The sequence below is a fragment of the Rhodococcus sp. SG20037 genome (assembly GCF_031763325.1).
Lineage (GTDB): Bacteria > Actinomycetota > Actinomycetes > Mycobacteriales > Mycobacteriaceae > Rhodococcus_F > Rhodococcus_F qingshengii.
In genome coordinates, this window is record NZ_CP134497.1 from 385347 (window position 1) to 407107 (window position 21761).

Here is a 21761-nt window from a genome sequence, read left to right on the forward strand (position 1 = left end):
TTGTGCTTGGTGGCGCCTATAGTCCCGTTGCTCGGACGACGTCAGGGAATCGGTAGGTTTCATCGAGGACTGATTTGTCGGGGACATAGCTGCGAATGATCAGTCGAAATTCGTCGTGCGGAGCGGGTAGCCAGTTGGCACGAGCATCCGGATCGGTCGGCTCGTCGTGAGACAGGTGCAAGGTGAGCTTCCCGTCACGAAAGACGAGATCGCCCGCGTCGAGATTGACGGTGCCGAGGTTGACGCGGTTACCCGGTGCGTCGGCGAGCATAAATGCGTCCTTGTCGTACATGGTCAGAGACCAGAAGCCGCCGCGACTGCGGTCGACGGGTGGGAGTGCGTCTTCTGTGAAGGTCATGGTGTACCGCTCGCGGCCGTGGAGTAACGCTCCGTCGTGGTCGGTACCCCGGATGAGGTAGACAGCCTCGTGAAAGTCGTTGACGTAAATGTAGATGACGGCCGCGAGCGCCCGTCCGAACCAGTCGGTGCCCCACAGGCCACTGTTGCGTTGCCGTTGCCATCCGTTGCCTGCGTCGACCCCGGTTTGGACGTAGCTCGCCGATTGATGGAGGGCGACGTCGGCGCGGAGCGCGGCGCGGTCGAGCAGCGCTCGGTACGACTTGTCCGAACGATACAGTGCGACAAGCGTCTTGGCTTGATCAGCCATCGGGGTGTCTGCTGCGCCCATGGTCGGGTTGAAATCGAGCATTGCTGCAAGATCGGTCCAGAAAGATTCCGGCTTCACCCATTGAGGTCGACTGGCGTCGGGATCGACCGCCAACATTTCGGCGGTGACGCCCTGAGGGTAGATCGAGTTCGCGGCGTGGGCCTCGTAGCCGAAGGACCGCGGGCCGGGTCGATCCTCGCTGAAGGGGTACATGCCGATCTGGTCGAGTACCGACCGCGCCTGCTGCTTGGACGCCTCGGAACGTGCTGCGAAACTGCGAGGGAAGACACCAGCCACGTTCGTCGGTGATCGAAGCACATCGAGGAAGTCTTCCGGCAACTCGCCATCCCAATCAGGTCCGACCAGAAGGAACTTTCCGCCGGGAGTGCCTGTCGCCGAACCAAGTTGGTGAGTCACATTGGTCAGCACGTCGACGATCTGGATAGTCCAGTAATGGCCGTCGGGTACCTCGGTCGGGGTCTGTATCACTGCGGTTTCGTCGGTGAGATCGGCGAATCCTGCGCCGTAGATCGTGTCGTTGTTGGGTGAGACGACCCACCGCTGCGCCGGGCTCATGTAGTCGGTGAGGGCACCTGTGTAATTCTTGGCGGCGCCTGGCAGAAGACCGAGTTGGAGTCCGGTCTTGCCATCCATGATCTCCCACATGTTTGTACGGCCGAAGGTGTCCACAGCTGGATAGCCCCAGTAATAGACGATCCGGGCGAGGGCTTCCACGTAACTCTCAGCGGCGAGCGTTGCTGGAACTCCGGCCGATCTCGCCAGTTGAGCGTGTGCCGGCGTGAAACCTTGTGCGATTGAGTCGGTCGGGGAGTCCATGAAGTCATGGTGCCGGTGACCGTCCGCTGCATCATCACCCTTGCGGGGTGAACCGGTGAGGAAATCGAAAACCGGTTCTGTGTGCGCAATTCGAACGTTCAGGAGCGGCGGGCGATCCACTCTGCAGCGGCGGCATCGATGTCCTGCTTCAGCTTCTCGAAGAACGAGGGTGGCGGGGTGGGGATCAAATCTGCTGCGGTAGTGAGGGATCGACTGAGGGCGATCCGACGCTCGCGTAACTCGTCGTCGGTCAGGAGCGTCAGGTCCGCCATCGCGAGCTCCCTCGATCGGTGTGATTCGTGTTTCGGGCAGACCGTGCGCATCGGGATCGATGCATGATTCGATGCGCACGGCCCAGGCATTCCAGGCTGGGGGCCGGAATGCACAGTCGACTTTACCAAATGATTACTAATGGCTGTAGACGCGGCTCACCCTTCGGTGTTCGTGGAGCACTTTCACAGGGTTCTCCCAGGTCGTAAGTCCTGACAACTGTTGAAGCTGCAACTATCGTCGAGCCCATGAAAAAGATCTGGTGGATCGGCGGAGCAGTAGTTGTGGTCGTACTCGCCCTGCTCGTGGGGCCGTGGGCGTACGGGAAGTTCATCGCTGAAGACGATGCACCGGCGGCCGTGGTGTCCACTGAGGGCGCGGAGGCGGCGTCCGGATCGATCGACGGGCAATGGACCGTCGTCGCCGGGCAGGGGGACAACCAGACGGCAGCTGGGTACACCGTGCACGAGATTCTCAACGGATCGAGTGTGACCGTCGTCGGAACCACTGGCGAGGTGAGCGGAAACGCGGTTGTCGAGGGTGAAAAGCTCACTTCCGGCGAAGTAACGGTGCAGGTGGCAAGCATCAAGACCGACTCGGATCGGCGCGACGGCCAGTTCACGGGCAATGTGATGGATACCAGCACGTATCAGACGGCGACGTTCACGATCGACTCGCCGGTGGACTTGTCTGCTGTACCGACGGACGGAACAACGGCGACGGTCACGGTGTCAGGAACGCTGACGCTCAAGGGTCAGTCCAAGCCGGTGTCGGTCGACATGACCGTGCTGCATTCGGGTGATTCGCTGATCGCATCGGGCTCGATTCCGGTCACCTGGACCGATTTCGGAGTCGAGCCTCCGTCCCTCGGTTTCGTCACCGTCGACGGCAGCGGCTCGGTGGACTTCCTGGTCTCACTCGCCGCGAGCTGAATTACGTCCACCCGATTCGCACTGCTTCGGGGCGGGCAGGGAAGATTAAGGACATGACCTTCCTTTCTTCTTGTCCGTTCCGAAGGCAGTGTGCGATCTCTGCCCGGACGGAATGAACAGGTGATGCCCCGGTGGAGACCGTTCCGAACGGGCGAAGACCCCGATCCACGGTTCACGCTCGCCAATGAGCGGACATATCTGGCTTGGATCCGCACTGCAACGGCCTTCGTCGCGTCGGGCGTCGGACTCGAAGCGTTCGGCGGCGACATTCTCAACCCGACGGTTCGTTCCGGCTTGGCCGCGTTGTTGCTCGTCGGCGGTGCTCTGATCGCCATCACTTCCTTTGTCCACTGGATCAGCGCCGAGCGTGCACTGCGAACTGAGCGCTCGTTGCCGGTGCCGCTCATGGCGCCGGTCGTCGGCATCGTGCTGGTGATCTGCGCGACCGTCCTGGTGGTCGAGGTCGTGAACTGATTGACCGCGCTGGAACCGTCGGAAGGTGTCAAGCCTCCGGACAAGGGCTTGCAGTCCGAGCGCACATCGCTCTCGTTCGTGCGTACGAGTCTGTCGATCCTCGGCTTGTCTGCCGCCTGTCTGAGATGGTTGCCGCAGTTCGGGTCGGTGGCCCTGATCGGCCCGTCCGTCGCTGCCGTGCTCGTCGTCGCGGTGACGGTCTACGAACGTCGGTCGCGGCCCAGGCGGTTGGCCCAGTTTTCGGCCGAAAAGGCAACGCCCGCTTTGGGTATGGGAGCAACTCTCGCGGTCGCTCTGCTCCTGCTCAGTGCGACGGGGCTTTGGATTCTGCTGAAGTGACCTCGGCTTTCGGCGCCCAGCCGGGCGGGCCGAACACGTAGCCGGCTCGCTGCCGCCACGATGTCGACGCCTTCCAATCACGAGCAATGGCAGCATATTCGCGCGTTTGGAGCTTCCAGATGTTGTACGTTCCGACCGGCGTCGTGAGTCCGTAGGTGGGCCGGTGGGTTTCGGCTGCGAAGGTTCCGAACATCCGGTCCCAGATGATGAGGATTCCGGCGTAGTTGCGGTCGAGGTACTCGGCGTCGGAGCCGTGGTGTACGCGATGGTGTGACGGCGTGTTGAAGATGAATTCGATGGGCCGCCAGAGTTTTCCGACACGTTCGGTGTGGACGAAGAACTGGTAGACGAGGCTGACGGAGAAGCCGACGAACACCATCCACGGCGGGATCCCGAGGAACGGCAACGGCAGCCACATGATGATCTCACCGCTGTTGTTCCACTTCTGCCGCAGTGCGGTGCTGAAATTGAAGTACTCGCTCGAATGGTGAGCCTGGTGTGTGGCCCAGATGACTCGAACTCGGTGTGCGATGCGGTGATACGCGTAATAGAGGACGTCGATTCCGAGCAGCAGGATCACCCAGGTGTACCAGGCAGTCGGCGAGAGGTGCCACGGAGCGAGATACACCCAGATTGCGGAATAGCCGATCAGCGCCAGCACTTTCCAGAAGGTGCTCGTTGCGATCGACACGAGTCCGAGTAGAACGCTGGTTCTGGCGTCGGCGCTTCGGTAGCCGCCCTGTGCCGGCCGTGCGCGTCCGTCGGCGTCGTCGGGATGATCTTCGAGCGCACGGGCCGCGAACCATTCGATTGCGAGGAAGATGACAAACGCGGGGATTGCGAGCGTAACGGGATCATGGAGCGGTTCGAGCAGTGACTTCCATGATTCGAGAAGGGTTTCCCACACGTGATTTGTCCTGTTCTTTAGCTCCGATCGTTACATCATGCATTAAAATGTAACGTCAGGGAACCCTTTGCGGCGAAGAACTCGCAGGTTTGTTGCGACTATTCATAGAACGATGGTAGGAATTGCCGGTGCATATCACCGCGAAGGTGGACTACGCCGTGCGGACTCTGGTCGAGCTCGCGGCAGTTGGTCCTGACCCGGCCAAGGCCGAGTTTCTCGCCAAATCCCAGGTAATACCCCACAAGTTCCTGGAAGCGGTGCTCTCGGACCTGCGGCGCGGCGGCTTGGTCAACAGCCGTCGAGGCCCGGACGGGGGATACTGGCTCGCTCGGTCCGCGGACGAGATCACGATTGCCGACGTCATACGAGCTGTCGAGGGACCGCTGGCTTCGATTCGGGGTCAGCGACCGGAAGACGTCGACTACGGGGGACCGGCAACGCCCCTCAAGGAGGTGTGGATTGCAGTGCGAGTCAACCTCCGTGCTGTGCTCGAAAATGTCACACTCACCGATGTTGCAGGTGGAGAGTTGCCCGAGTTCATTCACGAACTGACGGCAGATCCCGAGGCGTGGAATCGGCGCTGATACAGCCCGGTTTCAGTGTGCCCGTCGACGCGGAACTGCCATAGGAGCAGTGTTCGCGGTGTTGCCTCCCGCGGATTTTGCGTCGTACATCAGATGATCGGCCGCAACGATTGCTCGGGAGAACTCATTGTAATCGAACTCTTCCTGATGTGGGATGAAAGGTAGCGTCGCTGCGCCGACGCTGACCGTGGCCAGGGGGTCGTCGGAGGCGTTCACCACGGCTTTGGGGAGCGTCGCGATTCGTTTGCGAAGTCCGTACGGAGTACCGATCATCACAACGGTGAACTCCTCGCCGCCGGTGCGCGCGGCGTAACCGAAACCGTTCACATGCGCCTGCAGGCGCGTTCCGGTCCGGATGATGACGGCGTCACCGACTTCGTGGCCGAACGTGTCGTTCACCGCCTTGAACTTGTCGATGTCGACGACGGCAACAGCAATGTCGGCACGATTTGCCGACGCGACCGACCAGATGCGCTCCGACATGTCCCACAGTCCTCGTCGGTTCAACAGGCCGGTAAGCGCATCCACTTTGGATCCCGTTGCGCGCGCGAGTAATTGCCGCCAAGTGAACTGAATTGTGGCCGGAATGAAGATCACGGCACACAGGACGACGTCCGTGCGTGCGATCACGCTGGTTGTCGAGTAGTCGCCGTTCGTCAGGCCGAGCACCGTCAGGGCGATGACAAATGTCGTGGCAAAGGCGAGATGGAAGGCCAACCAGCGGTAATCGAGAAAATAGGTGAAGTAGGCGCCGGTGGCGACAAAGAGTGCCGCGCCGAAGAGGGCGGCGTTATGGCTGGTGAAGGTGATGAGAACCGAGGCAGTTCCGAGATCCGCCCACAGTCCGTAGAGCTTGAGCATGCGTGAACCTCTGATTCGGCCGACAAACCAGAGAATCGTAGGGATCAGGTTGACGGCCGCAATGCCGACGAGCCAACTGCGCGCAAACGGTCCGTCCGGGCCCTCTCCGCTGAGGAGAAACAGGAACGCCACGATCGAGAAATTGAGTGAGCAGAACCCGATGGTGAGACGGACGAGACGTAGTACGGAGCCTCGTCCGGACTTTGATCCCCACAGCATCACCGTGGACGAAACCGGCCAGGTGTGCAGGAGCGGGTCCATCAGATTCCTTCGCCGAGCAAATTGCGGTTAATTCACCGCAAAGTATGTCAGGCCATGTTGATTCACGCGTCAACTTGGCAGGGGGCGTCAGGCGGTGGAGTTGCTCGCAACCCTCTCTGTCGCGCTGTTCAGGCATTTGCCGTGCGTGAGTGTGAGGTACGCCTCGAGTTTCCGTGCCGTGTGTTCGATCGCACAATATTGCAGACCTCTGCAAAGTTGCAGAGCTCTGCAAGTTCGGTACCGTGTTGGGGTGATCATCGAACAAGGCCTTCGTGACCGCAAGAAGGCAGCAACCCGTGCCGCACTCAGCGGCGCGGCAGCACGGCTCGCTCGTGCGCTGGGGATCGAATGCGTCACCGCTGACGCAATCGCCTCCGAGGCCGGAGTGTCGACGAGGACGTTCCACAACTACTTCTCCAGCAAGGAGGAGGCAGTGCTCGCCAGTTTCGAGGAATCGGTGAACCTGTGGATCGAGGCGCTTGCGTCACGGCCCGCGGACGAACCAATTCTCGACGTCCTCGAAGAACTTGTGGTCGAAATCGTGAACGACTCAGGTCCGAGTGGGAGTGAGAAGGCAAGTATCTGGCTGCTGTCGGATTCGAGTCCCGCGCTCTACCGGGATGCCGCAGACATGCATCAGCGGATCAACCGTGCAGTCGTTCAGGCATTGGCGGAGCGCACCGGTACCGACGCCGAGAAGGACCTGTACCCGACGCTCCTCCTGGGAGCGGTGGGCGGAGCCGCTAAGTCGGTGATCGACGTCTGGACTGGCGGAAAGTCGGAGGCTTCCAGTCCGGAAGAGTTGGTTCACGACGCTTTTCGGCAGATTCGTGCCGGGTTGCCCGCGCCGCCGCCTGCCCCTGAGATGTCGCGTCCCTGAGATGTCTCGTCTCTGAGCCCCACACGTAATACCTGTCCACGTACACGCACCGAAACAGCAAGGAGCCCGTCGTGGCCACCTATCTTTATCGGATCGGCAAGTTCGCCTACCGGCGAAAAGGCGCGGTCCTCAGCGTTTGGCTGATAATCCTGGTCCTGATGGGCGTCGGGGCAGCGACTCTGTCCGGCCCCACCAAGGATTCGTTCTCCATTCCGGGAACCCCGGCGCAGCAGGCGCAAGACCTGATGGCGGAGCGTTTTCCCGACGCGCCCAATCCTATGGATTCGCTGAGCGCACGATACGTAGTGCAAGCTCCGGCAGGCACGACGCTGGCCGATCCGGCGAACGTCAAAGCCATGGACGACATGCTCGCGAGTATTCGTGGCATCGACAAGGTCGCCGACTCTGCCAAGGTGGACCCGGCGACTGCCACTCCGGAACAGGCCGCGAAGGCGTTGGTCAATCCGGTTACCGGCAACGACTCCATGGTTGCGATGTTCAAGGAAAAGGCTGCTGCGGCTGGAACTTCCGAGACACAGGCCGTGGACGACGCGCGTGCGTTGTCGCCGCTCAGTGCCGACGGCACAGTCGGGTACGTCGAGGTTCCGTTCAGCGGTGACTTCGCCGATCTCGATCAGGCGTTGCGTGATTCGATCAACTCCGCAGCCGATGTCGGTCGGGCCGAGGGACTCAACGTCCAGGTCAGTGGTTCTGCTGCTCAGGAAGCGGAGATGCCCGGTGGTGTCACCGAGCTGATCGGTATCGCCGTTGCCGCAGTCGTTCTGGCCATCACGTTCGGTTCGCTTGTGGCCGCGGGGCTTCCGCTCCTCACCGCGATCATCGGTATCGCTATCGGCAGCCTCGGAATCACGGTTGCCACCGGATTCATGGATCTCAGTTCGATGACTCCGACGCTGGCGATCATGATCGGTCTGGCTGTGGCGATCGACTACTCGCTGTTCATCATGTCCAGGTTCAGGCATGAGCTCACCCTTACCGACAACCGTGCCGAAGCAGCAGGTCGCGCCGTCGGAACCGCCGGTTCCGCAGTGGTATTCGCTGGTTTGACGGTCATCATCGCGCTGGTTGCATTGCGCGTCGTCGGCATCCCGTTCCTCTCCGATATGGGTGCGGCAGCGGCCTTTACCGTGCTGATCGCGGTTCTGATCGCCTTGACCTTGCTGCCTGCGATCCTGGGTATGTTCGGACGCAAGGCTTTTGCCGGCAAGATTCCCTTCCTCAGCAAGCGCGCTGAGGAGTCCGAAGACGAAGATTCGGGCAAGCCGAAGTTGGCTCTGCGCTTCATCAGTGCCGTCGTCCGTCGTCCGCTCGTGCCGCTGATCGGTGGAGTAGTGCTTCTGGGCGCATTGGCTCTGCCCGCAACGGGATTGAGCCTGGCACTGCCGTCGGAGGCCACCGGTGACCCGGCGACCAGTGCGCGTCAGGCATACGACCTGATCGACGAGGGCTTCGGTGACGGTCGCAACGGACCGCTCATCGCCGTTGTCGACGCCAAGGATGCCAGCGTTCCCGCCGGGGAGGCCTTTGCGGAGGTCGTCTCGACCATCTCGGGCTTCGATGACGTCCAGAACGCACAGGTCGTCGGGGTCAACGAGGCCGGTGACACCGCGCAGGTACTGATCACTCCGAAGAGTGGTCCGACCGACCCCGCCACGATGGATCTGGTGTCCAGCCTTCGTGGAGCCGAAGGCGGACTCAACGATTCGATCGGCGTCAGCTACGGCATCACCGGTCAGACCGCACTCGAAGGCGACGTCTCGGACACGCTGAAGGATGCATTGGTGCCCTACCTGGCCGTCGTCGTCGGCCTTGCATTCATCTTGTTGCTCTTGGTGTTCCGTTCGATCCTGGTTCCGCTGACGGCGACGCTCGGCTTCCTGCTCAGCGTGCTCGCGACCTTCGGTGCGACGGTGGCGATCTTCCAGCACGGTTGGTTGGGCATCATCTCGAACCCGCAACCACTCGTGAGTTTCATGCCGATCTTCCTGATCGGTGTGGTGTTCGGACTCGCGATGGACTACCAGGTGTTCCTCGTGACGCGTATGCGTGAGGAGTACGTCCACGGCGCGAGCGCGAAGGAGGCCGTGACCATCGGCTTCAACCATGGCGCCCGGGTCGTCAGTGCGGCCGCGGTCATCATGATCTCCGTGTTCGGTGCCTTCATCGCGGAACCGAACTCGTTCATCAAGTCGATCGGCTTCGCGCTTGCCGCGGCGGTGTTCTTCGACGCCTTCATCGTGCGCATGGTGATCATCCCGTCCGTCATGGCACTGCTCGGCGACAAGGCGTGGTGGTTGCCGAAGTGGCTGGACAAGATTCTGCCGAACGTCGACATCGAGGGTGAGAAGCTCAGCAAGGCCCTCCGTGAAGAAAAGGAAGCGGAGCTTCAGTCCGCATCTGCTTGATCTCTGCTGTGCGCCTTTATTAACCCCCCGCGGTTAATAAAGGCGCACAGCAGTTTTTGTGTATCGAAATATCCAGCGGCACATGTCGGCCAGGATTGGTAACCTTCGCTCACTATGCTGATCAGGCTGCTGCGCACTTATCTGATGCCGTACCGGGGTGAACTCACGGGCGTTGTCGTCCTGCAGTTTATTTCGACTATGGCGGCCCTTTACCTTCCGAGTCTCAACGCCGACATCATCGACAACGGCGTGACGAAAGGCGACACCGGCTACATCCTCTCCACCGGCGGGATGATGCTGATGGTCACGCTCACGCAGATCCTGTGCTCGGTGGGGGCCGTCTTCTTCGGTGCGCGAGTCGCCATGGGCGTCGGACGCGATCTCCGGGCTTCGGTGCTGCATCAGGTCGGGACGTTCTCGGCCCGAGAGGTCGGGCACTTCGGTGCGCCTTCGCTGATCACCCGCAACACCAACGACGTCCAGCAAGTGCAGATGATGGTCGTGATGAGTTGCACCATCCTCGTCATGGCGCCGATCATGTGCGTCGGCGGCATCATCATGGCTCTGCGCCAGGACCTGAATCTGTCCTGGATCCTGGGGATCAGCGTCCCGCTGCTCGTAGTCTCGATGGGTTTCCTGATTGCCCGGATGGTCCCCGGATTCAGGGTCATGCAGGGCCGCCTCGACGCCGTCAACCGTGTTCTTCGCGAACAGATCACGGGCATCCGCGTCGTCCGAGCGTTTGTACGGGAACCGTACGAGGTAGAGCGTTTCGGCGATGCCAACCGTGAGCTGACGGAGACTGCACTCGGCGTCGGCCGCCTCATGGCACTGATGTTCCCGCTCGTGATGCTGATCAGCAATGTCACCAGCGTCGCGGTCATCTGGTTCGGTGGCCATCAGATCAACGAGGGCTCGATGCAGATCGGCTCGCTCACCGCGATGCTCAGCTACATCATGCAGATCCTGATGGCCGTCATGATGGCCACCTTCATGGCGGTGATGCTGCCGCGTGCGTCGGTGTGCGCCGAACGTATCTCCGAGGTGCTCGACACGGATTCGTCGGTGATTCCGCCCGAGAACCCGGTCCGAGAACTGAAGGACCCGGGAGTCGTCGAACTTCGTGGCGCTCAGTTCCAGTTCCCCGGAGCCGAGGAACCTGTATTGCGCGACATCACGTTCCGTGCCGAACCCGGCAAGACGACGGCGATCATCGGCGGCACCGGATCGGGAAAGACCACTCTGCTTAACCTGATTCCGCGTTTGATCGACTCCACCTCCGGATCGGTATCGGTGGGAGGAGTCGACGTCCGCGACATCGACACGGAACTGCTCTGCTCGGTGATCGGTCTCGTCCCGCAGAAGCCGTATCTGTTCTCGGGCACTGTCGCCACCAATCTCCGCTACGGAAACCCCGAAGCTACCGACGAATGGCTGTGGGAGTGCCTCGAGATCGCCCAAGCTGCCGACTTCGTCCGCGCCATGCCTGAAGGCCTGGACACACCGGTGGCACAAGGCGGTACGACGGTATCGGGCGGTCAGCGTCAGAGACTCGCCATCGCCAGAGCGTTGGTGCGTAAGCCACAGATCTATCTGTTCGACGATTCCTTCTCGGCACTCGACCTCACTACTGATGCGAGGCTGCGTGCGGCGCTCCGGCCGGTCACGCAAGACGCCTGCATCGTCGTTGTCGCGCAGCGCATTTCCACCATCGTGGAAGCCGATCAGATCATCGTGCTCGACGACGGCGCCATCGTGGGGATCGGCACGCACGACGAACTCGTGGTCAGTTGTCCCACCTACGGCGAAATCGTCGCCTCTCAGCTAGCCGTACAGGACGCATCATGAGCAATCGACCGACTTCCTCGCCTCCCATCGGCCCGCCCGGCGGCGGCGATCCCACAAAGAAGGCCATGAACTTCGGCCCTTCGCTCAAACGTCTCCTCGGTCGCTTGAGCCCCGACAAGCCGATCGTCGTCCTGATCTTCGCTTTGGTGACCGCAAGCGTCGTACTTTCCTCGATCGCGCCGAAGATCCTGGGAAACGCCACCAACCTGATCTTCGACGGCATCGTCAGCAAGCAACTCCAGCCGGGGACGACCAAGGAACAGGCTGTCGAAGGATTGCGCGCTTCGGGGCAGGGTCAGCTCGCCGACATGGTGTCCGGCATGGCAGTTGTGCCTGGAACCGGAATCGATTTCGACGCCGTCGGCAAGGTCTTGATGATCGTGCTGCTGCTGTTCGTCTGCGCGTCGCTGTTCAGTTGGCTGCAGGCGTATCTGCTCAACATCGTGGTCCAGCGAACCGTTCGTCGTCTGCGTGAGGACGTCGAGCAGAAGATTCACCGACTTCCCTTGCGGTACTTCGATACCCATGCCCGCGGTGATGTTCTCTCACGCGTGACCAATGATATCGACAACGTCGCGCAGAGCTTGCAGCAGACGCTCAGCCAGTTGGTCATGTCGGTGATGACCGTCCTGGGCATTCTGGTGATGATGCTGTGGATCTCACCTCTGCTCGCCTTGATCGCGGTGGCAACTGTTCCGCTGTCGATCATGGTGACGGCGTTTATCGCGAAGCGTTCACAGAAGCACTTCGTGGCGCAGTGGAAGAGCACCGGCGGAATCAACGCGCAGGTCGAGGAAGCATTCAGCGGCCACGAGTTGGTCAAGGTGTTCGGTCGCCAGCAGGAGGTCGAGGAGCGCTTCCGCAAGCAGAACGAGGATCTGTACGAGTCGAGTTTCAAGGCGCAGTTCATCTCCGGTCTGGTCATGCCGGCCGTGATGTTCCTGGGCAACCTCAACTACGTCGCCATCGCAGTGGTGGGTGGCATGCGCGTCGCATCCGGAACGATGACGCTCGGCGATGTGCAAGCGTTCATCCAGTACTCGCGGCAGTTCACCCAGCCGCTCACGCAGATAGCGTCGATGACCAATCTGCTGCAGTCCGGCGTCGCTTCGGCCGAGCGGGTCTTCGCGCTGCTCGACCAAGAGGAGCAGTCGGAGGACCCGAAGAGTGCGAAGTCGCCCACTGTCGACAAGGGTCGCGTCAAGTTCGAGAACGTCACCTTCAGTTACAAGCCGGAACAGCCGCTGATCGAGGATCTGTCCCTGACTGCCGAGCCGGGTCAGATGGTTGCGATCGTCGGACCCACCGGCGCAGGCAAGACCACCCTCGTCAACCTCATCCTGCGGTTCTACGAACTCAATTCGGGCCGAATCACTTTGGACGGCATCGACATCGCCGACATGACGCGAGACGATCTGCGCTCACGGATCGGCATGGTTCTGCAGGACGCATGGCTGTTCGGTGGAACCATCCGCGAGAACATCGCCTACGGCAAGCCTGGTGCCACCGACGAGGAGATTCGTCGTGCGGCCGAGATGAGCTACGTCGACAAGTTCGTGCACTCTCTGCCTGAGGGTTACGACACGGTCATCGACGAGGAAGGCAGCAACGTCAGTGCGGGCGAGAAGCAGCTCATCACTATCGCCCGCGCCTTCATCTCGCAGCCGTCCATCCTGATCCTCGACGAGGCGACCAGTTCGGTGGACACACGCACCGAACTGCTGGTCCAGAGCGCCACCGCGGTTCTGCGCAACGACCGCACCAGCTTTGTCATCGCGCACCGTCTTTCGACAATTCGTGATGCGAACCTGATCGTGGTGATGGAGGAAGGCCGGATCGTGGAGCAGGGGAGCCATGAGGCTCTGCTCGAATCCCGCGGCGCGTACTTCCGTCTGTACAACAGCCAATTCGTGGGCGCGGAGAACTGATGCCTCAGTAGACTGGAGCAGACTTGGTCCGCTGGGTGGACCACATTCTGTGTACTGGAGGCGCTCGGCGATGCATTCGTTGCTGGGGAAAGCGCGCCTGATACTCGATTCCTTCGATGCGGATTCGGGTGCGCTGTCGCTGACCGAACTTGCGAATCGGAGTGGTGTTGCGAAGGCGACGGTGCATCGAATAGCCGGTGAACTGGTGTCTCTTGGTCTACTGGAACGGGTCGGAACCAAGTACAGGTTGGGGTTACGGCTCTTCGAACTGGGGCAGTTGGTTCCTCGTCAACGTATTCTGCGCGAGGTGTCCTTGACGTATGTGCAGGATCTTCACGCGGCGACCCGGGAGACGGTTCACCTCGCGATTCGCGACGGCCTCGATGTTCTGTACATCGACAAGATCTCCGGTCATCACGGGGTGGACCTGCCGTCGCGGGTGGCTGGCCGGCTGCCGATGTATGCCACGGCAACCGGCAAAGCGATACTCGCGTACTCACCGGATTCCGTTTTTCGAGCGGTGACAGGCAACGGATTTGTCGAGTTCACCGATCGGACGGTGAACTCGGAAGACGGGTTACGTAGGCAACTCGACGCTGTTCGTTCGCAGCAGTTGGCGGTCGAGACCGAGGAGGTTCGCCTGGGAACATCGAGTATCGCTGCCCCGATCTTCGGTGGACTTGGTGAAGCAGTTGCCGCGATCGGTGTGTCGAGTCCGCGGTATCGAATGGATACCGAGCGTTTTGCCGAACCGTTGCGCGCGGCGGCCGAAGGGATCAGCCGGAAGGTATCGGTCCTCGAACGCTCGGCATAACCGTTTTATCGACGCACGCAGAGCAGCGCGATCACGCCGAGAACCGAAGCCCCGGTCATGGAGATGGCCACGGCAAGACTGGTGTTGCCGAGAAGGCCGACGATGGGCGCAACCACAGCTGCAGCGCCGAACTGCGCAAATCCGATCAGCGCGGCTGCTGAGCCTGCGGCTTCTCCGTGACGGGACAGTGCAACCGCCGGTGCGTTGGGCATGACAAAACCCGTTGCGCAGAGCATCAGCAGGATGGGGACGGCAAACCCGACGAATCCCCACGAGTCGGTGGCGGCAACAACAACAAATGCAGCGCCGACGGCACTACTGCCCCACATTGCCCAGATCGTGATGGAATTCGGCGACCACCGGCCGAGAAGCACGACGTTGAGCTGGGACGAACCGATCAGAACGACGGCGCCGCCGGCAAAGGCAAATCCGTATGCGGTGGCGCTCAGTCCGAACTGTTCCTGCATCACGTAGGACGACGCGGCGATGTACGACCACAAAACGCCGCGGCCGAGACCGCACACGAGCACCAACACCATGAAGTGGGCATCCTTGCCGAGCGCAATGTAGTTTCGCGCGATGGCGCCGATGCCCTTGCCCGACCGATTCTCGGGTGGAAGTGTTTCCGGCAGCGATACTGCCGCGAGTGCGATCATCGCGATGCCCAGGATGAAGAGAGCGAGAAAGACTCCGCGCCACTGTGTTACGGACATCAGTGCCCCGCCGATGGAGGGGGCCAGGATGGGCGCTACGCCCATGACCAACATCAGCCGCGAAAGTACAACTGCCGCATCGTGTCCGGTGAATAGATCACGAACGATTGCCATCGCGATCACGCCTGTCGCGGCGGCGCCGAAACCTTGAAGGGTTCGCAGCGCAGTGAGGACTTCGATGGACGGAGCAAAGAAGCAGGCCAACGACGCGCCGACGTGAATTACTGTGCCCACGAGCAGGGGACGTCGACGTCCGTAGATGTCGGACAGTGGGCCGATGAGCAACTGGCCGAAAGCCAGACCCAGCAGTGTGCCCGTCAGGGTCAGCTGAACCATCGTGTCCGACGTGCCGAATTCCTGCGTGATCTGTGGCAGCGCAGGAAGATACATGTCGACGGTGAACGGCCCGAGGGCGGTGAGAATTCCGAGAAGCAGTACCAATCGGATCCGTGCACCGCCCGTCGGGGCGATCACCGTTCGTTCAGTTGTGCTGTTGGTCAAGGAAACCCGAAACTACACTGTAGTAGTCGTATGGTCGTTCTTCCTGAAGATGATGCGACGCCTTGTCCATGATGTAGAGATGGCCATGGGGAATCATCCGCGCAAGCATGAGCGGGTAGTCCGGGGTGAGGAATGCGTCGTGCATGCCCCAGGCGAAGAGCGTCGGCGCCTGGATCTGGCCGAGTTCAGCTGTGAGATCCTGCCAATCGCCACGAGGTGAGTCCGCCGAGGCAGCCAGGGCCATTTCTTCGGGGTCGAGACTTTGCTCGTATCGCATCTGGAGGGTTTCGGCGGGCAACTTCGATCCGTCGAACCATTCGAGACTGGTGATCAAGGTGCGGAGTTTTTCGAGGGTGGGGCCGGTGCCGCCGTAGTAGACGTCGCGGGCGTTGCGGCCACGACGGCCATCCTCGGGGAGCGGCGCGAGTGGACCGTAGAAGACGGGCATGCTGCCCGTGATCACCAGGGAGCGAACGCGTTCCGGGTACTTTGCCGCAAGATTGAGCGCTATGGTGCCGCCCCACGAGTTGCAGACGAAGTCTGCGCGTTCGATTCCGAGTTCGTCGAGCAGGGCAACCACCTTGGCGGCGTGGAAGTCCCACATTGGGCCGGCGATGGTGCACTTGTCGGACCGACCGTATTGCAGCAGATCAACGAGAATCGCTCGTCGATCCGAGGCGAAGAGCGGTGCCACTGGCCCGAAGTCGGACCACGCAGTGCAGCCGGGGCCGCCTCCGTGCAGGAAAATCGTGGGGTCGCCCTCGCCGAGGTCGTAGTAATGGAATGTGACGCCATCTGCTTTGGCGTACAAGCTCTTCGGTTGATCAGCCATGGCTATACCTGACCTCGAGGTGAGCGGTATGGGAAGTATCGCGGTCCGGCAGGCGAACCCGGTTCGTGGCTGTGAGACTTCCGAATGCCTAGCGTGCTGGCATGAGAACAGAACTCGAGCACGCGCGTGATCGCGCGGAGGCGATGATCGGTACGCGGGAAACGCGAGAGTTGGGAACGGTGCGTCCGGCGGAGTCGGTTGCGTTTGCGGTTGCCACCGCCGAGACGGACCCCCGGTTTCTCGACCCGGAGCACCCGGCATTTGCCGTCCATCCGATGTATCTGCCTTCGCTTTTGCGAGGACCGCAAGGTGGCTCCGATCGAGAGTACCGAGCAGACGGCATGTTCCGTGACGAAGTGCCGGGCACAGACGGTATCGACGTGCGCTTGATGGCCGGCGGGCAGAGTGTGACTTTCTTGCGACCTGCCCCGCTGGGTGAGGCTGTCGTCGTAGGGCGAGTACTCGATACCGTGACGACCAAGGGCCGGGCTCCGGACGAGTTTCTGCTGCTCTCGGTCACCAAGACTTACCGGGGTGCGCAGTCCGGCGCATTCGCCGAGGTCGTCGAGAAGTTCATCGTCCGATGACCGAAACAGTAGTCGTGGGCACGCCGATCGAATCGGTGACCTTGGTCTGCGATCCGGTTCGGATCCTTCGATTCGGGGCGTCGACGCACAATTCGCACCGTATTCACTACGACGCCTCCTATGCGCAGACGGAGGGGTTGTCCGCACCGGTGGTCATGGCCCAGTTGCAGGGCACGCTGTTCTTTCGTGCCGCGTCACACTTTGCCGGTGGATACGAAGGAGTTGTGTCCGTCTCCTGGCAGAATCGTGCGCCCGCGCCCGTCGGAACCACACTCGAGGTGTCGGGTGAAGTGTCCCAAATCAACAGTGACCAACTAACTTTGGCATTGCGGGAGCATTCGGACAATGGCGTGCTGTGTGCCGTCGGAACCGCTGTGGTGGTCCGGGTCTGCTGAGCGAACCGAATCCATTGGCGTAGACCGCAATCTCACCCAAGATCTGTTTCATTCAAACGTTCAGTGTCGAGAGGACTTCACATGACTGGTGTCGAGGCGTCGGAAGCCACGTTCGCGCTGCCCGAGCGGCCACGAGCGGCCGGTCGGCAGGATTGGACGGCATGGCCGGGTTACAACGCAGCCGGCAGCGGATACCGCGGTTACTGGTACCCGGTCACGTGGTCGAACCACATCACCAAAGACCCCAAGAGCTTCACCATCTGTGGTGAAAAGCTGGCGATCATCCGCGACGCAGGCAAGGCATATGCCCTGCACGATCGGTGCCCGCACCGCGGCGTTCCGTTGTCCGAGGGCGATCAGCAGTTCCCGGGAACTGTCAGCTGCCCGTACCACGGCTGGACGTACCGGCTCACTGACGGCAAGCTGGCCGCGGTCATCACCGACGGTCCGGATTCCAAGATCTGCGGCAAGCTGAACGTCCAGACCTATGCGATCGAGGAGCGACTCGGTCTGGTGTGGGTGTACATCCCGATCGCCAACGAGCCGGCGCCGTCCATCGACGACCAGTTGCCGCGTGAGCTGGTGGAGAACAAGGGTATCGTCGGTGGTCGGATTCAGCCCCGAGAAGGCAACTGGCGCTTCGCATGTGAGAACGGTTTCGACGAGGGACATGCGAAGTACCTGCACCGCACCGCATTGTGGCGTCTGTTCAAGCCGATGCCGACGTGGAACATCACGAGCATCGTTCCGGAGGGACGCTGGATCTACCGCGTGCAGGAAGAGGTGTACTGGGAGGCGGAATTCCCGGGCGTGGGAACCTGGACGAACAAGCGGTGGTGGAAGAAGAAGCCGGACGAGACCCAGATTTCGCAGATCGGAAACGTCGGCGCCGGTCTGGACGTCAATCCTGTGATCGCAGCTCAGAACTTCCCCGGTTTTGCTTCACTGTCCATGCCGGGTGTCCTGCGCATCGCGTACCCCAAGTTCATTCACTACGAGTTCTACGTCCCGGTGGACGAAGACAACCACAAGTACGTCGGCCTCATGGTCAACTTCGTCTCCGGCGCAGCAAAATTGGGCTTCTACGCCAAGTACCTCGGCGCGATCCGCTGGCTGTTCCACGGTCAGTTCTCGGGTCAGGATGCGTGGATGGTCGAGGTCACCGACGCACCGCCGGAGAAGCTGTACCGACCGGACGTGTCGCTGACGACGTGGCGAAATCTGGCAGAGGAAGAGTACGCCGAGAAGATCGCCGACGCGGCCAAGCACACCCCCAAGGCGCCGGTCAGGCCCACCCGAGAGCGCCGGACGCCAACGCCCCGCTCGGCCCCTGTCGCCGACGCTCAGATTCCCACCGGCACCAGCGAATAGGAGAGATACATGTTCAAGATTCTGACGGCTGTCGCTATCGGTGCCGCTGTTGCAGTGGCAGTTCCCAAGCTGTGGCAGCTGGCCGGCGAGCGCAGCAATACTCAGGTACATCAGGTCAATCCATGAGCACTGCGAGGGCCGATGCTCTCGCAGGCCTAGGCGACGAGCGCCGGGAATGGGTCGAGCGAGCCTACGCCCATGTCGATCGTGCGCGATTGCGGGATCTCGCCACTTCGGTGGTCAACATTCCCAGTCCGACGGGTGACGAAGCACCGCTGGCCCGCCACATCACGGCGGTCCTGGCAGCGTCGGGCATCGAGGCCCACACAATGGATCTCGATGATCGGCAGGCGAACTCGTGGGGAAGGCTCCGCGGTGACGGGTCCGGACCGGACCTGTTGCTGTATGCGCCGATCGACACCGTCACGACCGGCGATCCGGCGGAAGACCTGCCGTGGGTGGGAAATGAGCTGCGAGCGGATCTGACGCCGCACGCCCAGTTCGACGAGAACTACGTGATCGGATTGGGTGCGTCGAACCCCAAAGGCCACGCCGTCTGCATTGTCGCGGCGGCCGAAGCAATTGCCGCAGCCGGTATTCCGCTCCGCGGTGACCTGGTGCTCGGATTCGGCGCCGGTGGTATGCCGACCAATGCCCGCCCCGGTGTCGGAAACCCCCGACGCAACACCGGCCAGGGCGTCGGCTGCTCGTTCCTCCTGGAACAGGGAGTGTGGGCGGACTGCGCGTTGATCGCCAAGCCCGGCTGGACGGTTTCCTGGGAAGAAGTGGGACTGGCCTGGTTCGAGATCACGGTGCACGGTCTGCACACCTACGTCGGCTCGCGCCACCGGTTGCCGTACCGCAACGCGATTACCGCAGCCGGCGAGGTGGTCGCCAAGTTGGAGGAATGGTTCCCGAAGTACTCGGCGGCGCATCAGGACGGTTTGGTTGCGCCTCAGGGGATCGTTGCCAACATCCGCGGCGGGTGGGAGCGAACAGCGTCGTTCACCCCCGAGCAGGTGCGCCTTACCGTTGATCTACGGCTCAGCCCGCGGACGACGCCCACCGCGGCCAAGCGCGAACTCAAAGCCGTCGTTGCGGAGATCGCACAATCGCTGGATCTGCAGATCGACGTCGAACAGGTTCTTGCCATCCCCGGTGAGGGTTCCGACCCTCGAATGTGGTTGCGCCGCGCCGCAGTCCACGCGTGGGAAGCTGCCGAAGGAGAGCCGCATCAGGACTTCTTCGACGCGAGTGGAGCCACCGACGCAAACATCCTGCGCAGCCGCGGCATCCCGACGATTCGGGTGGGTATGCCCAAGGTGGTCGACGCACCGTTCGAGGTGGACTTCGCGATGGGGATGAACACTGTGGACCTGGCTGCGGCGGAGAGATTTACGAAGTATCTGATCCGAGTGGCCCTCGACACCGTCACCCGCTCGCTCGAGGAAGTAGGAATCGACTGATGGCGAAGATAGTTCTGGGTATCGGTGCCTCCCACAGCACCTTGATGAACACCCATTGGGAAGAGACGACGCACAAGGCGGAGGCCGAACGCTTCCGGGACGCGCTGTATCTGAGCCGGGAGAAGATCGCGGCGTCGAAACCCGATGTTGTCTTGATTCTCGGCTCCAACCACTTTCGCGGTTTCTGGCTGGATCTGATTCCGGCGTTCACTCTCGGCGTCGGAGAGTGCATTTCCAGTGGCGAGTCAGGAACACCCAAGGGGCCGCAACGGGTCGACGTGGAGTTCGCCAGGCACCTTGCAAACGAGCTGATCGAAGGTGGCCGGTTCGATCTTGCCTACTCGGCGCGATTGCAGATCGATCATGGTCAGTCTCACGCGATTCAGTACCTTCTCGACGGAATCGATGTTCCGATAGTTCCGTTGGTGGTCAACGTATTCGCGCCGCCCCTCCCGACGTTCAAGCGATGTGAGGAAGTGGCGAAGGCCCTGCGGGATGCCGTTGCGTCGTATCCGGCGGATACCCGGGTCGTGGTGATCGCGTCCGGTGGATTGTCTCATCGTCTGCCCTGGCCGGACTGGCGGGATCCGCACGGTGAGGACGAGGATTTCATGGTTCAAGCCTGGCTGGACGGCCGGGAGAACTGGTCCGACTACGACGTCCGGCGACGCCAGATCATCCGCGCAGCCGATGCCGCGATCACTCCGGAGTTCGATGACCGAATTCTTGATCTGTTTGCCAGCGGCAAGGCAAGTGAGCTTGCCGAGTTCACGACGCAGCAGATCGAAGACGAGGCGGGCAACGGTGCGCAGGAGTTGCGGACCTGGCTCATGATGGCCGCGATGCTCGACTACGTTCCGGGTGAACGCCTTGCCTACGAAGCGATTCCCGAGTGGCTCACCGGTATGGGTGTCACGATTCTCGATCCAGCTGGAACAGACAGCGCAACAACATAATCTGCACCTTCAGTAAAGGAAGTTTCTCTGATGACAATCTGGAACGAACTTGCCGGGCTCGATTTCGAGTTGACGACCGTCGACGCCGGCGGTGTGCCCACGCGCTCTCTGCAGGCAGGATCCGGTGACGAGGCCGTGATCTTCCTGCACGGCACCAGCGGACACCTCGAGGCATTTGCACGCAATATTGCACCGCACGCCGAGTCTTACCGGGTTCACGCGATCGACATGCTCGGCCATGGTTACACCGGCAAGCCTGACTACCCGTACGAGATTCCGCGCTACGTCGAGCATTTGGTGAACTACCTCGACGCGGTCGGACTGGACCGTGTGCACTTGGTGGGTGAAAGCCTCGGTGGTTGGGTCGCTGCCTACCTGGCCAGCGAGCAGCCCGAACGTGTTCTGTCGCTGCAGTTGCTGGCAGCAGGCGGAACAGTCGCGAACCCGGTAGTCATGGAGCGCATCAAGACGTCGACCGCGAAGGCCGTCCAGAGTGACGACATCGAATTGACCCGCGCACGTATGCAGTTGCTCATGCATGATCTCGCCGATGCAACCGAGGAATTGGTTCAGGCTCGTCACCGGATCTACCATCAGCCTGACTTTGTCGCCAACATCCACAACCTCCTTTCCTTGCAGGAGATGGAGGTTCGCCAGCGGAACCTGCTGCGCCCGGATCGAATGGCACTCATCAAGGCGCCGACTCTTGTGGTCTGGGGTCAGGAAAATCCGTTCGGTGATGTTCCGGAAGCGAAGAAGATGGCCGAGGATATTCCGGGCGCTCAGCTCGAACTCTACTCGGAGTGCGGTCACTGGCCGCAGCACGAGCAGGCAGCGAAGTACAACCCGCTGAGCCTCGAGTTCTTGGCAAAGGCATCAGCCAGCGCGAAGGCAGCTATCTGAGAAGTTCCT

General features: G+C 61.5%; 21 protein-coding genes. 15 read left to right on the forward strand and 6 right to left on the reverse strand.

Going from position 1 to position 21761, the window contains the following annotated elements; all coding sequences use genetic code 11:
- Window positions 1-16: 16 nt before the first annotated feature.
- Both RHP72_RS01830 and RHP72_RS01835 read right to left on the reverse strand, forming a co-directional pair.
- Window positions 17-1504: a DUF1254 domain-containing protein gene (locus RHP72_RS01830; protein WP_231915696.1), complete on the reverse strand. Its 1488-nt coding sequence runs from the start codon at window positions 1502-1504 to the stop codon at window positions 17-19.
- 98 nt (window positions 1505-1602) lie between these two features.
- Window positions 1603-1776 (reverse strand): hypothetical protein, encoded by a 174-nt coding sequence (locus RHP72_RS01835; RefSeq protein ID WP_003943953.1) that lies wholly within the window; start codon window positions 1774-1776, stop codon window positions 1603-1605.
- Between the two features lie 246 nt (window positions 1777-2022).
- Here RHP72_RS01835 and RHP72_RS01840 point away from each other — a divergent pair, with 246 nt between their 5' ends.
- The 3 genes from RHP72_RS01840 to RHP72_RS01850 all read left to right on the forward strand — a co-directional run bounded on the left by RHP72_RS01840 (window position 2023) and on the right by RHP72_RS01850 (window position 3519).
- Window positions 2023-2706, forward strand: a complete 684-nt coding sequence (locus tag RHP72_RS01840; RefSeq protein WP_064073560.1) for a YceI family protein — start codon at window positions 2023-2025, stop codon at window positions 2704-2706.
- A gap of 123 nt (window positions 2707-2829) precedes the next feature.
- Window positions 2830-3180, forward strand: a complete 351-nt coding sequence (locus tag RHP72_RS01845; protein ID WP_003943804.1) for a YidH family protein — start codon at window positions 2830-2832, stop codon at window positions 3178-3180.
- Window positions 3181-3519, forward strand: coding sequence for a DUF202 domain-containing protein (locus RHP72_RS01850; protein ID WP_050655588.1), 339 nt, complete (start codon window positions 3181-3183; stop codon window positions 3517-3519).
- Here the strand turns inward: RHP72_RS01850 and RHP72_RS01855 are convergent.
- Complete coding sequence (locus tag RHP72_RS01855) at window positions 3485-4426, reverse strand: sterol desaturase family protein (RefSeq protein ID WP_042921124.1); 942 nt, start codon at window positions 4424-4426, stop codon at window positions 3485-3487. The two genes, RHP72_RS01850 and RHP72_RS01855, sit on opposite strands and share 35 nt — an antisense overlap.
- Before the next feature lie 128 nt (window positions 4427-4554).
- Here RHP72_RS01855 and RHP72_RS01860 point away from each other — a divergent pair, with 128 nt between their 5' ends.
- Window positions 4555-5010, forward strand: coding sequence for an Rrf2 family transcriptional regulator (locus tag RHP72_RS01860; RefSeq protein WP_003943908.1), 456 nt, complete (start codon window positions 4555-4557; stop codon window positions 5008-5010).
- 12 nt (window positions 5011-5022) lie between these two features.
- Here the strand turns inward: RHP72_RS01860 and RHP72_RS01865 are convergent, their stop codons facing one another.
- Window positions 5023-6132, reverse strand: coding sequence for a GGDEF domain-containing protein (locus tag RHP72_RS01865; RefSeq protein ID WP_020968182.1), 1110 nt, complete (start codon window positions 6130-6132; stop codon window positions 5023-5025).
- Between the two features lie 250 nt (window positions 6133-6382).
- Between RHP72_RS01865 and RHP72_RS01870 the strand changes: the two genes are divergently transcribed.
- From RHP72_RS01870 to RHP72_RS01890, 5 genes are all read left to right on the forward strand, one after another.
- Window positions 6383-7012, forward strand: coding sequence for a TetR/AcrR family transcriptional regulator (locus tag RHP72_RS01870; RefSeq protein ID WP_007731646.1), 630 nt, complete (start codon window positions 6383-6385; stop codon window positions 7010-7012).
- A gap of 71 nt (window positions 7013-7083) precedes the next feature.
- Window positions 7084-9438: an MMPL family transporter gene (locus RHP72_RS01875; RefSeq protein ID WP_042447716.1), complete on the forward strand. Its 2355-nt coding sequence runs from the start codon at window positions 7084-7086 to the stop codon at window positions 9436-9438.
- A gap of 114 nt (window positions 9439-9552) precedes the next feature.
- A complete protein-coding gene (locus RHP72_RS01880) occupies window positions 9553-11286 on the forward strand; it encodes an ABC transporter ATP-binding protein (RefSeq protein ID WP_054188631.1) in 1734 nt (577 codons plus the stop codon).
- On the forward strand, window positions 11283-13214 hold the full coding sequence (locus RHP72_RS01885) for an ABC transporter ATP-binding protein (RefSeq protein ID WP_165638734.1): 1932 nt from the start codon (window positions 11283-11285) through the stop codon (window positions 13212-13214). The genes RHP72_RS01880 and RHP72_RS01885 overlap by 4 nt, the downstream gene beginning before the upstream one ends.
- A gap of 70 nt (window positions 13215-13284) precedes the next feature.
- Window positions 13285-14028 (forward strand): IclR family transcriptional regulator, encoded by a 744-nt coding sequence (locus RHP72_RS01890; protein ID WP_007731643.1) that lies wholly within the window; start codon window positions 13285-13287, stop codon window positions 14026-14028.
- A gap of 5 nt (window positions 14029-14033) precedes the next feature.
- Here RHP72_RS01890 and RHP72_RS01895 read toward each other — a convergent pair whose 3' ends face one another.
- Together RHP72_RS01895 and RHP72_RS01900 are read right to left on the reverse strand one after the other, a co-directional pair.
- A complete protein-coding gene (locus RHP72_RS01895; protein WP_058038203.1) occupies window positions 14034-15215 on the reverse strand; it encodes a multidrug effflux MFS transporter in 1182 nt (393 codons plus the stop codon).
- A gap of 7 nt (window positions 15216-15222) precedes the next feature.
- A complete protein-coding gene (locus RHP72_RS01900) occupies window positions 15223-16074 on the reverse strand; it encodes an alpha/beta fold hydrolase (RefSeq protein WP_007731641.1) in 852 nt (283 codons plus the stop codon).
- Between the two features lie 101 nt (window positions 16075-16175).
- Here RHP72_RS01900 and RHP72_RS01905 point away from each other — a divergent pair, with 101 nt between their 5' ends.
- The 6 genes from RHP72_RS01905 (at window position 16176) to RHP72_RS01930 (ending at window position 21752) form a co-directional block, all read left to right on the forward strand.
- Window positions 16176-16661: a MaoC family dehydratase N-terminal domain-containing protein gene (locus RHP72_RS01905; RefSeq protein ID WP_007731639.1), complete on the forward strand. Its 486-nt coding sequence runs from the start codon at window positions 16176-16178 to the stop codon at window positions 16659-16661.
- Window positions 16658-17056, forward strand: a complete 399-nt coding sequence (locus RHP72_RS01910; RefSeq protein ID WP_007731636.1) for a hypothetical protein — start codon at window positions 16658-16660, stop codon at window positions 17054-17056. The genes RHP72_RS01905 and RHP72_RS01910 overlap by 4 nt, the downstream gene beginning before the upstream one ends.
- Before the next feature lie 81 nt (window positions 17057-17137).
- The gene (locus tag RHP72_RS01915; RefSeq protein ID WP_007731634.1) at window positions 17138-18427 is read left to right on the forward strand and encodes a Rieske 2Fe-2S domain-containing protein; all 1290 of its coding nucleotides are present in this window, start codon (window positions 17138-17140) and stop codon (window positions 18425-18427) included.
- A 122-nt stretch (window positions 18428-18549) separates the two neighbouring features.
- Window positions 18550-19893, forward strand: coding sequence for a M20 family metallopeptidase (locus RHP72_RS01920; protein ID WP_058038206.1), 1344 nt, complete (start codon window positions 18550-18552; stop codon window positions 19891-19893).
- Window positions 19893-20849, forward strand: coding sequence for a 3-(2,3-dihydroxyphenyl)propionate dioxygenase (locus RHP72_RS01925; protein ID WP_007731630.1), 957 nt, complete (start codon window positions 19893-19895; stop codon window positions 20847-20849). Before RHP72_RS01920 ends, RHP72_RS01925 begins: the two co-directional genes overlap by 1 nt.
- A gap of 30 nt (window positions 20850-20879) precedes the next feature.
- Window positions 20880-21752, forward strand: a complete 873-nt coding sequence (locus tag RHP72_RS01930; RefSeq protein WP_311094239.1) for an alpha/beta hydrolase — start codon at window positions 20880-20882, stop codon at window positions 21750-21752.
- Window positions 21753-21761 lie beyond the last annotated feature (9 nt).

Coding starts and splice junctions, on each gene's coding strand:
- RHP72_RS01865 (WP_020968182.1), bottom strand. CDS start 6,132: ATGGACCCGCTCCTGCACACCTGGCCGGTTTCGTCCACGGTGATGCTG.
- RHP72_RS01915 (WP_007731634.1), top strand. CDS start 17,138: ATGACTGGTGTCGAGGCGTCGGAAGCCACGTTCGCGCTGCCCGAGCGG.
- RHP72_RS01835 (WP_003943953.1), bottom strand. CDS start 1,776: ATGGCGGACCTGACGCTCCTGACCGACGACGAGTTACGCGAGCGTCGG.
- RHP72_RS01930 (WP_311094239.1), top strand. CDS start 20,880: ATGACAATCTGGAACGAACTTGCCGGGCTCGATTTCGAGTTGACGACC.
- RHP72_RS01905 (WP_007731639.1), top strand. CDS start 16,176: ATGAGAACAGAACTCGAGCACGCGCGTGATCGCGCGGAGGCGATGATC.
- RHP72_RS01880 (WP_054188631.1), top strand. CDS start 9,553: ATGCTGATCAGGCTGCTGCGCACTTATCTGATGCCGTACCGGGGTGAA.
- RHP72_RS01845 (WP_003943804.1), top strand. CDS start 2,830: ATGCCCCGGTGGAGACCGTTCCGAACGGGCGAAGACCCCGATCCACGG.
- RHP72_RS01890 (WP_007731643.1), top strand. CDS start 13,285: ATGCATTCGTTGCTGGGGAAAGCGCGCCTGATACTCGATTCCTTCGAT.
- RHP72_RS01900 (WP_007731641.1), bottom strand. CDS start 16,074: ATGGCTGATCAACCGAAGAGCTTGTACGCCAAAGCAGATGGCGTCACA.
- RHP72_RS01925 (WP_007731630.1), top strand. CDS start 19,893: ATGGCGAAGATAGTTCTGGGTATCGGTGCCTCCCACAGCACCTTGATG.
- RHP72_RS01830 (WP_231915696.1), bottom strand. CDS start 1,504: ATGGACTCCCCGACCGACTCAATCGCACAAGGTTTCACGCCGGCACAC.
- RHP72_RS01840 (WP_064073560.1), top strand. CDS start 2,023: ATGAAAAAGATCTGGTGGATCGGCGGAGCAGTAGTTGTGGTCGTACTC.
- RHP72_RS01920 (WP_058038206.1), top strand. CDS start 18,550: ATGAGCACTGCGAGGGCCGATGCTCTCGCAGGCCTAGGCGACGAGCGC.
- RHP72_RS01885 (WP_165638734.1), top strand. CDS start 11,283: ATGAGCAATCGACCGACTTCCTCGCCTCCCATCGGCCCGCCCGGCGGC.
- RHP72_RS01910 (WP_007731636.1), top strand. CDS start 16,658: ATGACCGAAACAGTAGTCGTGGGCACGCCGATCGAATCGGTGACCTTG.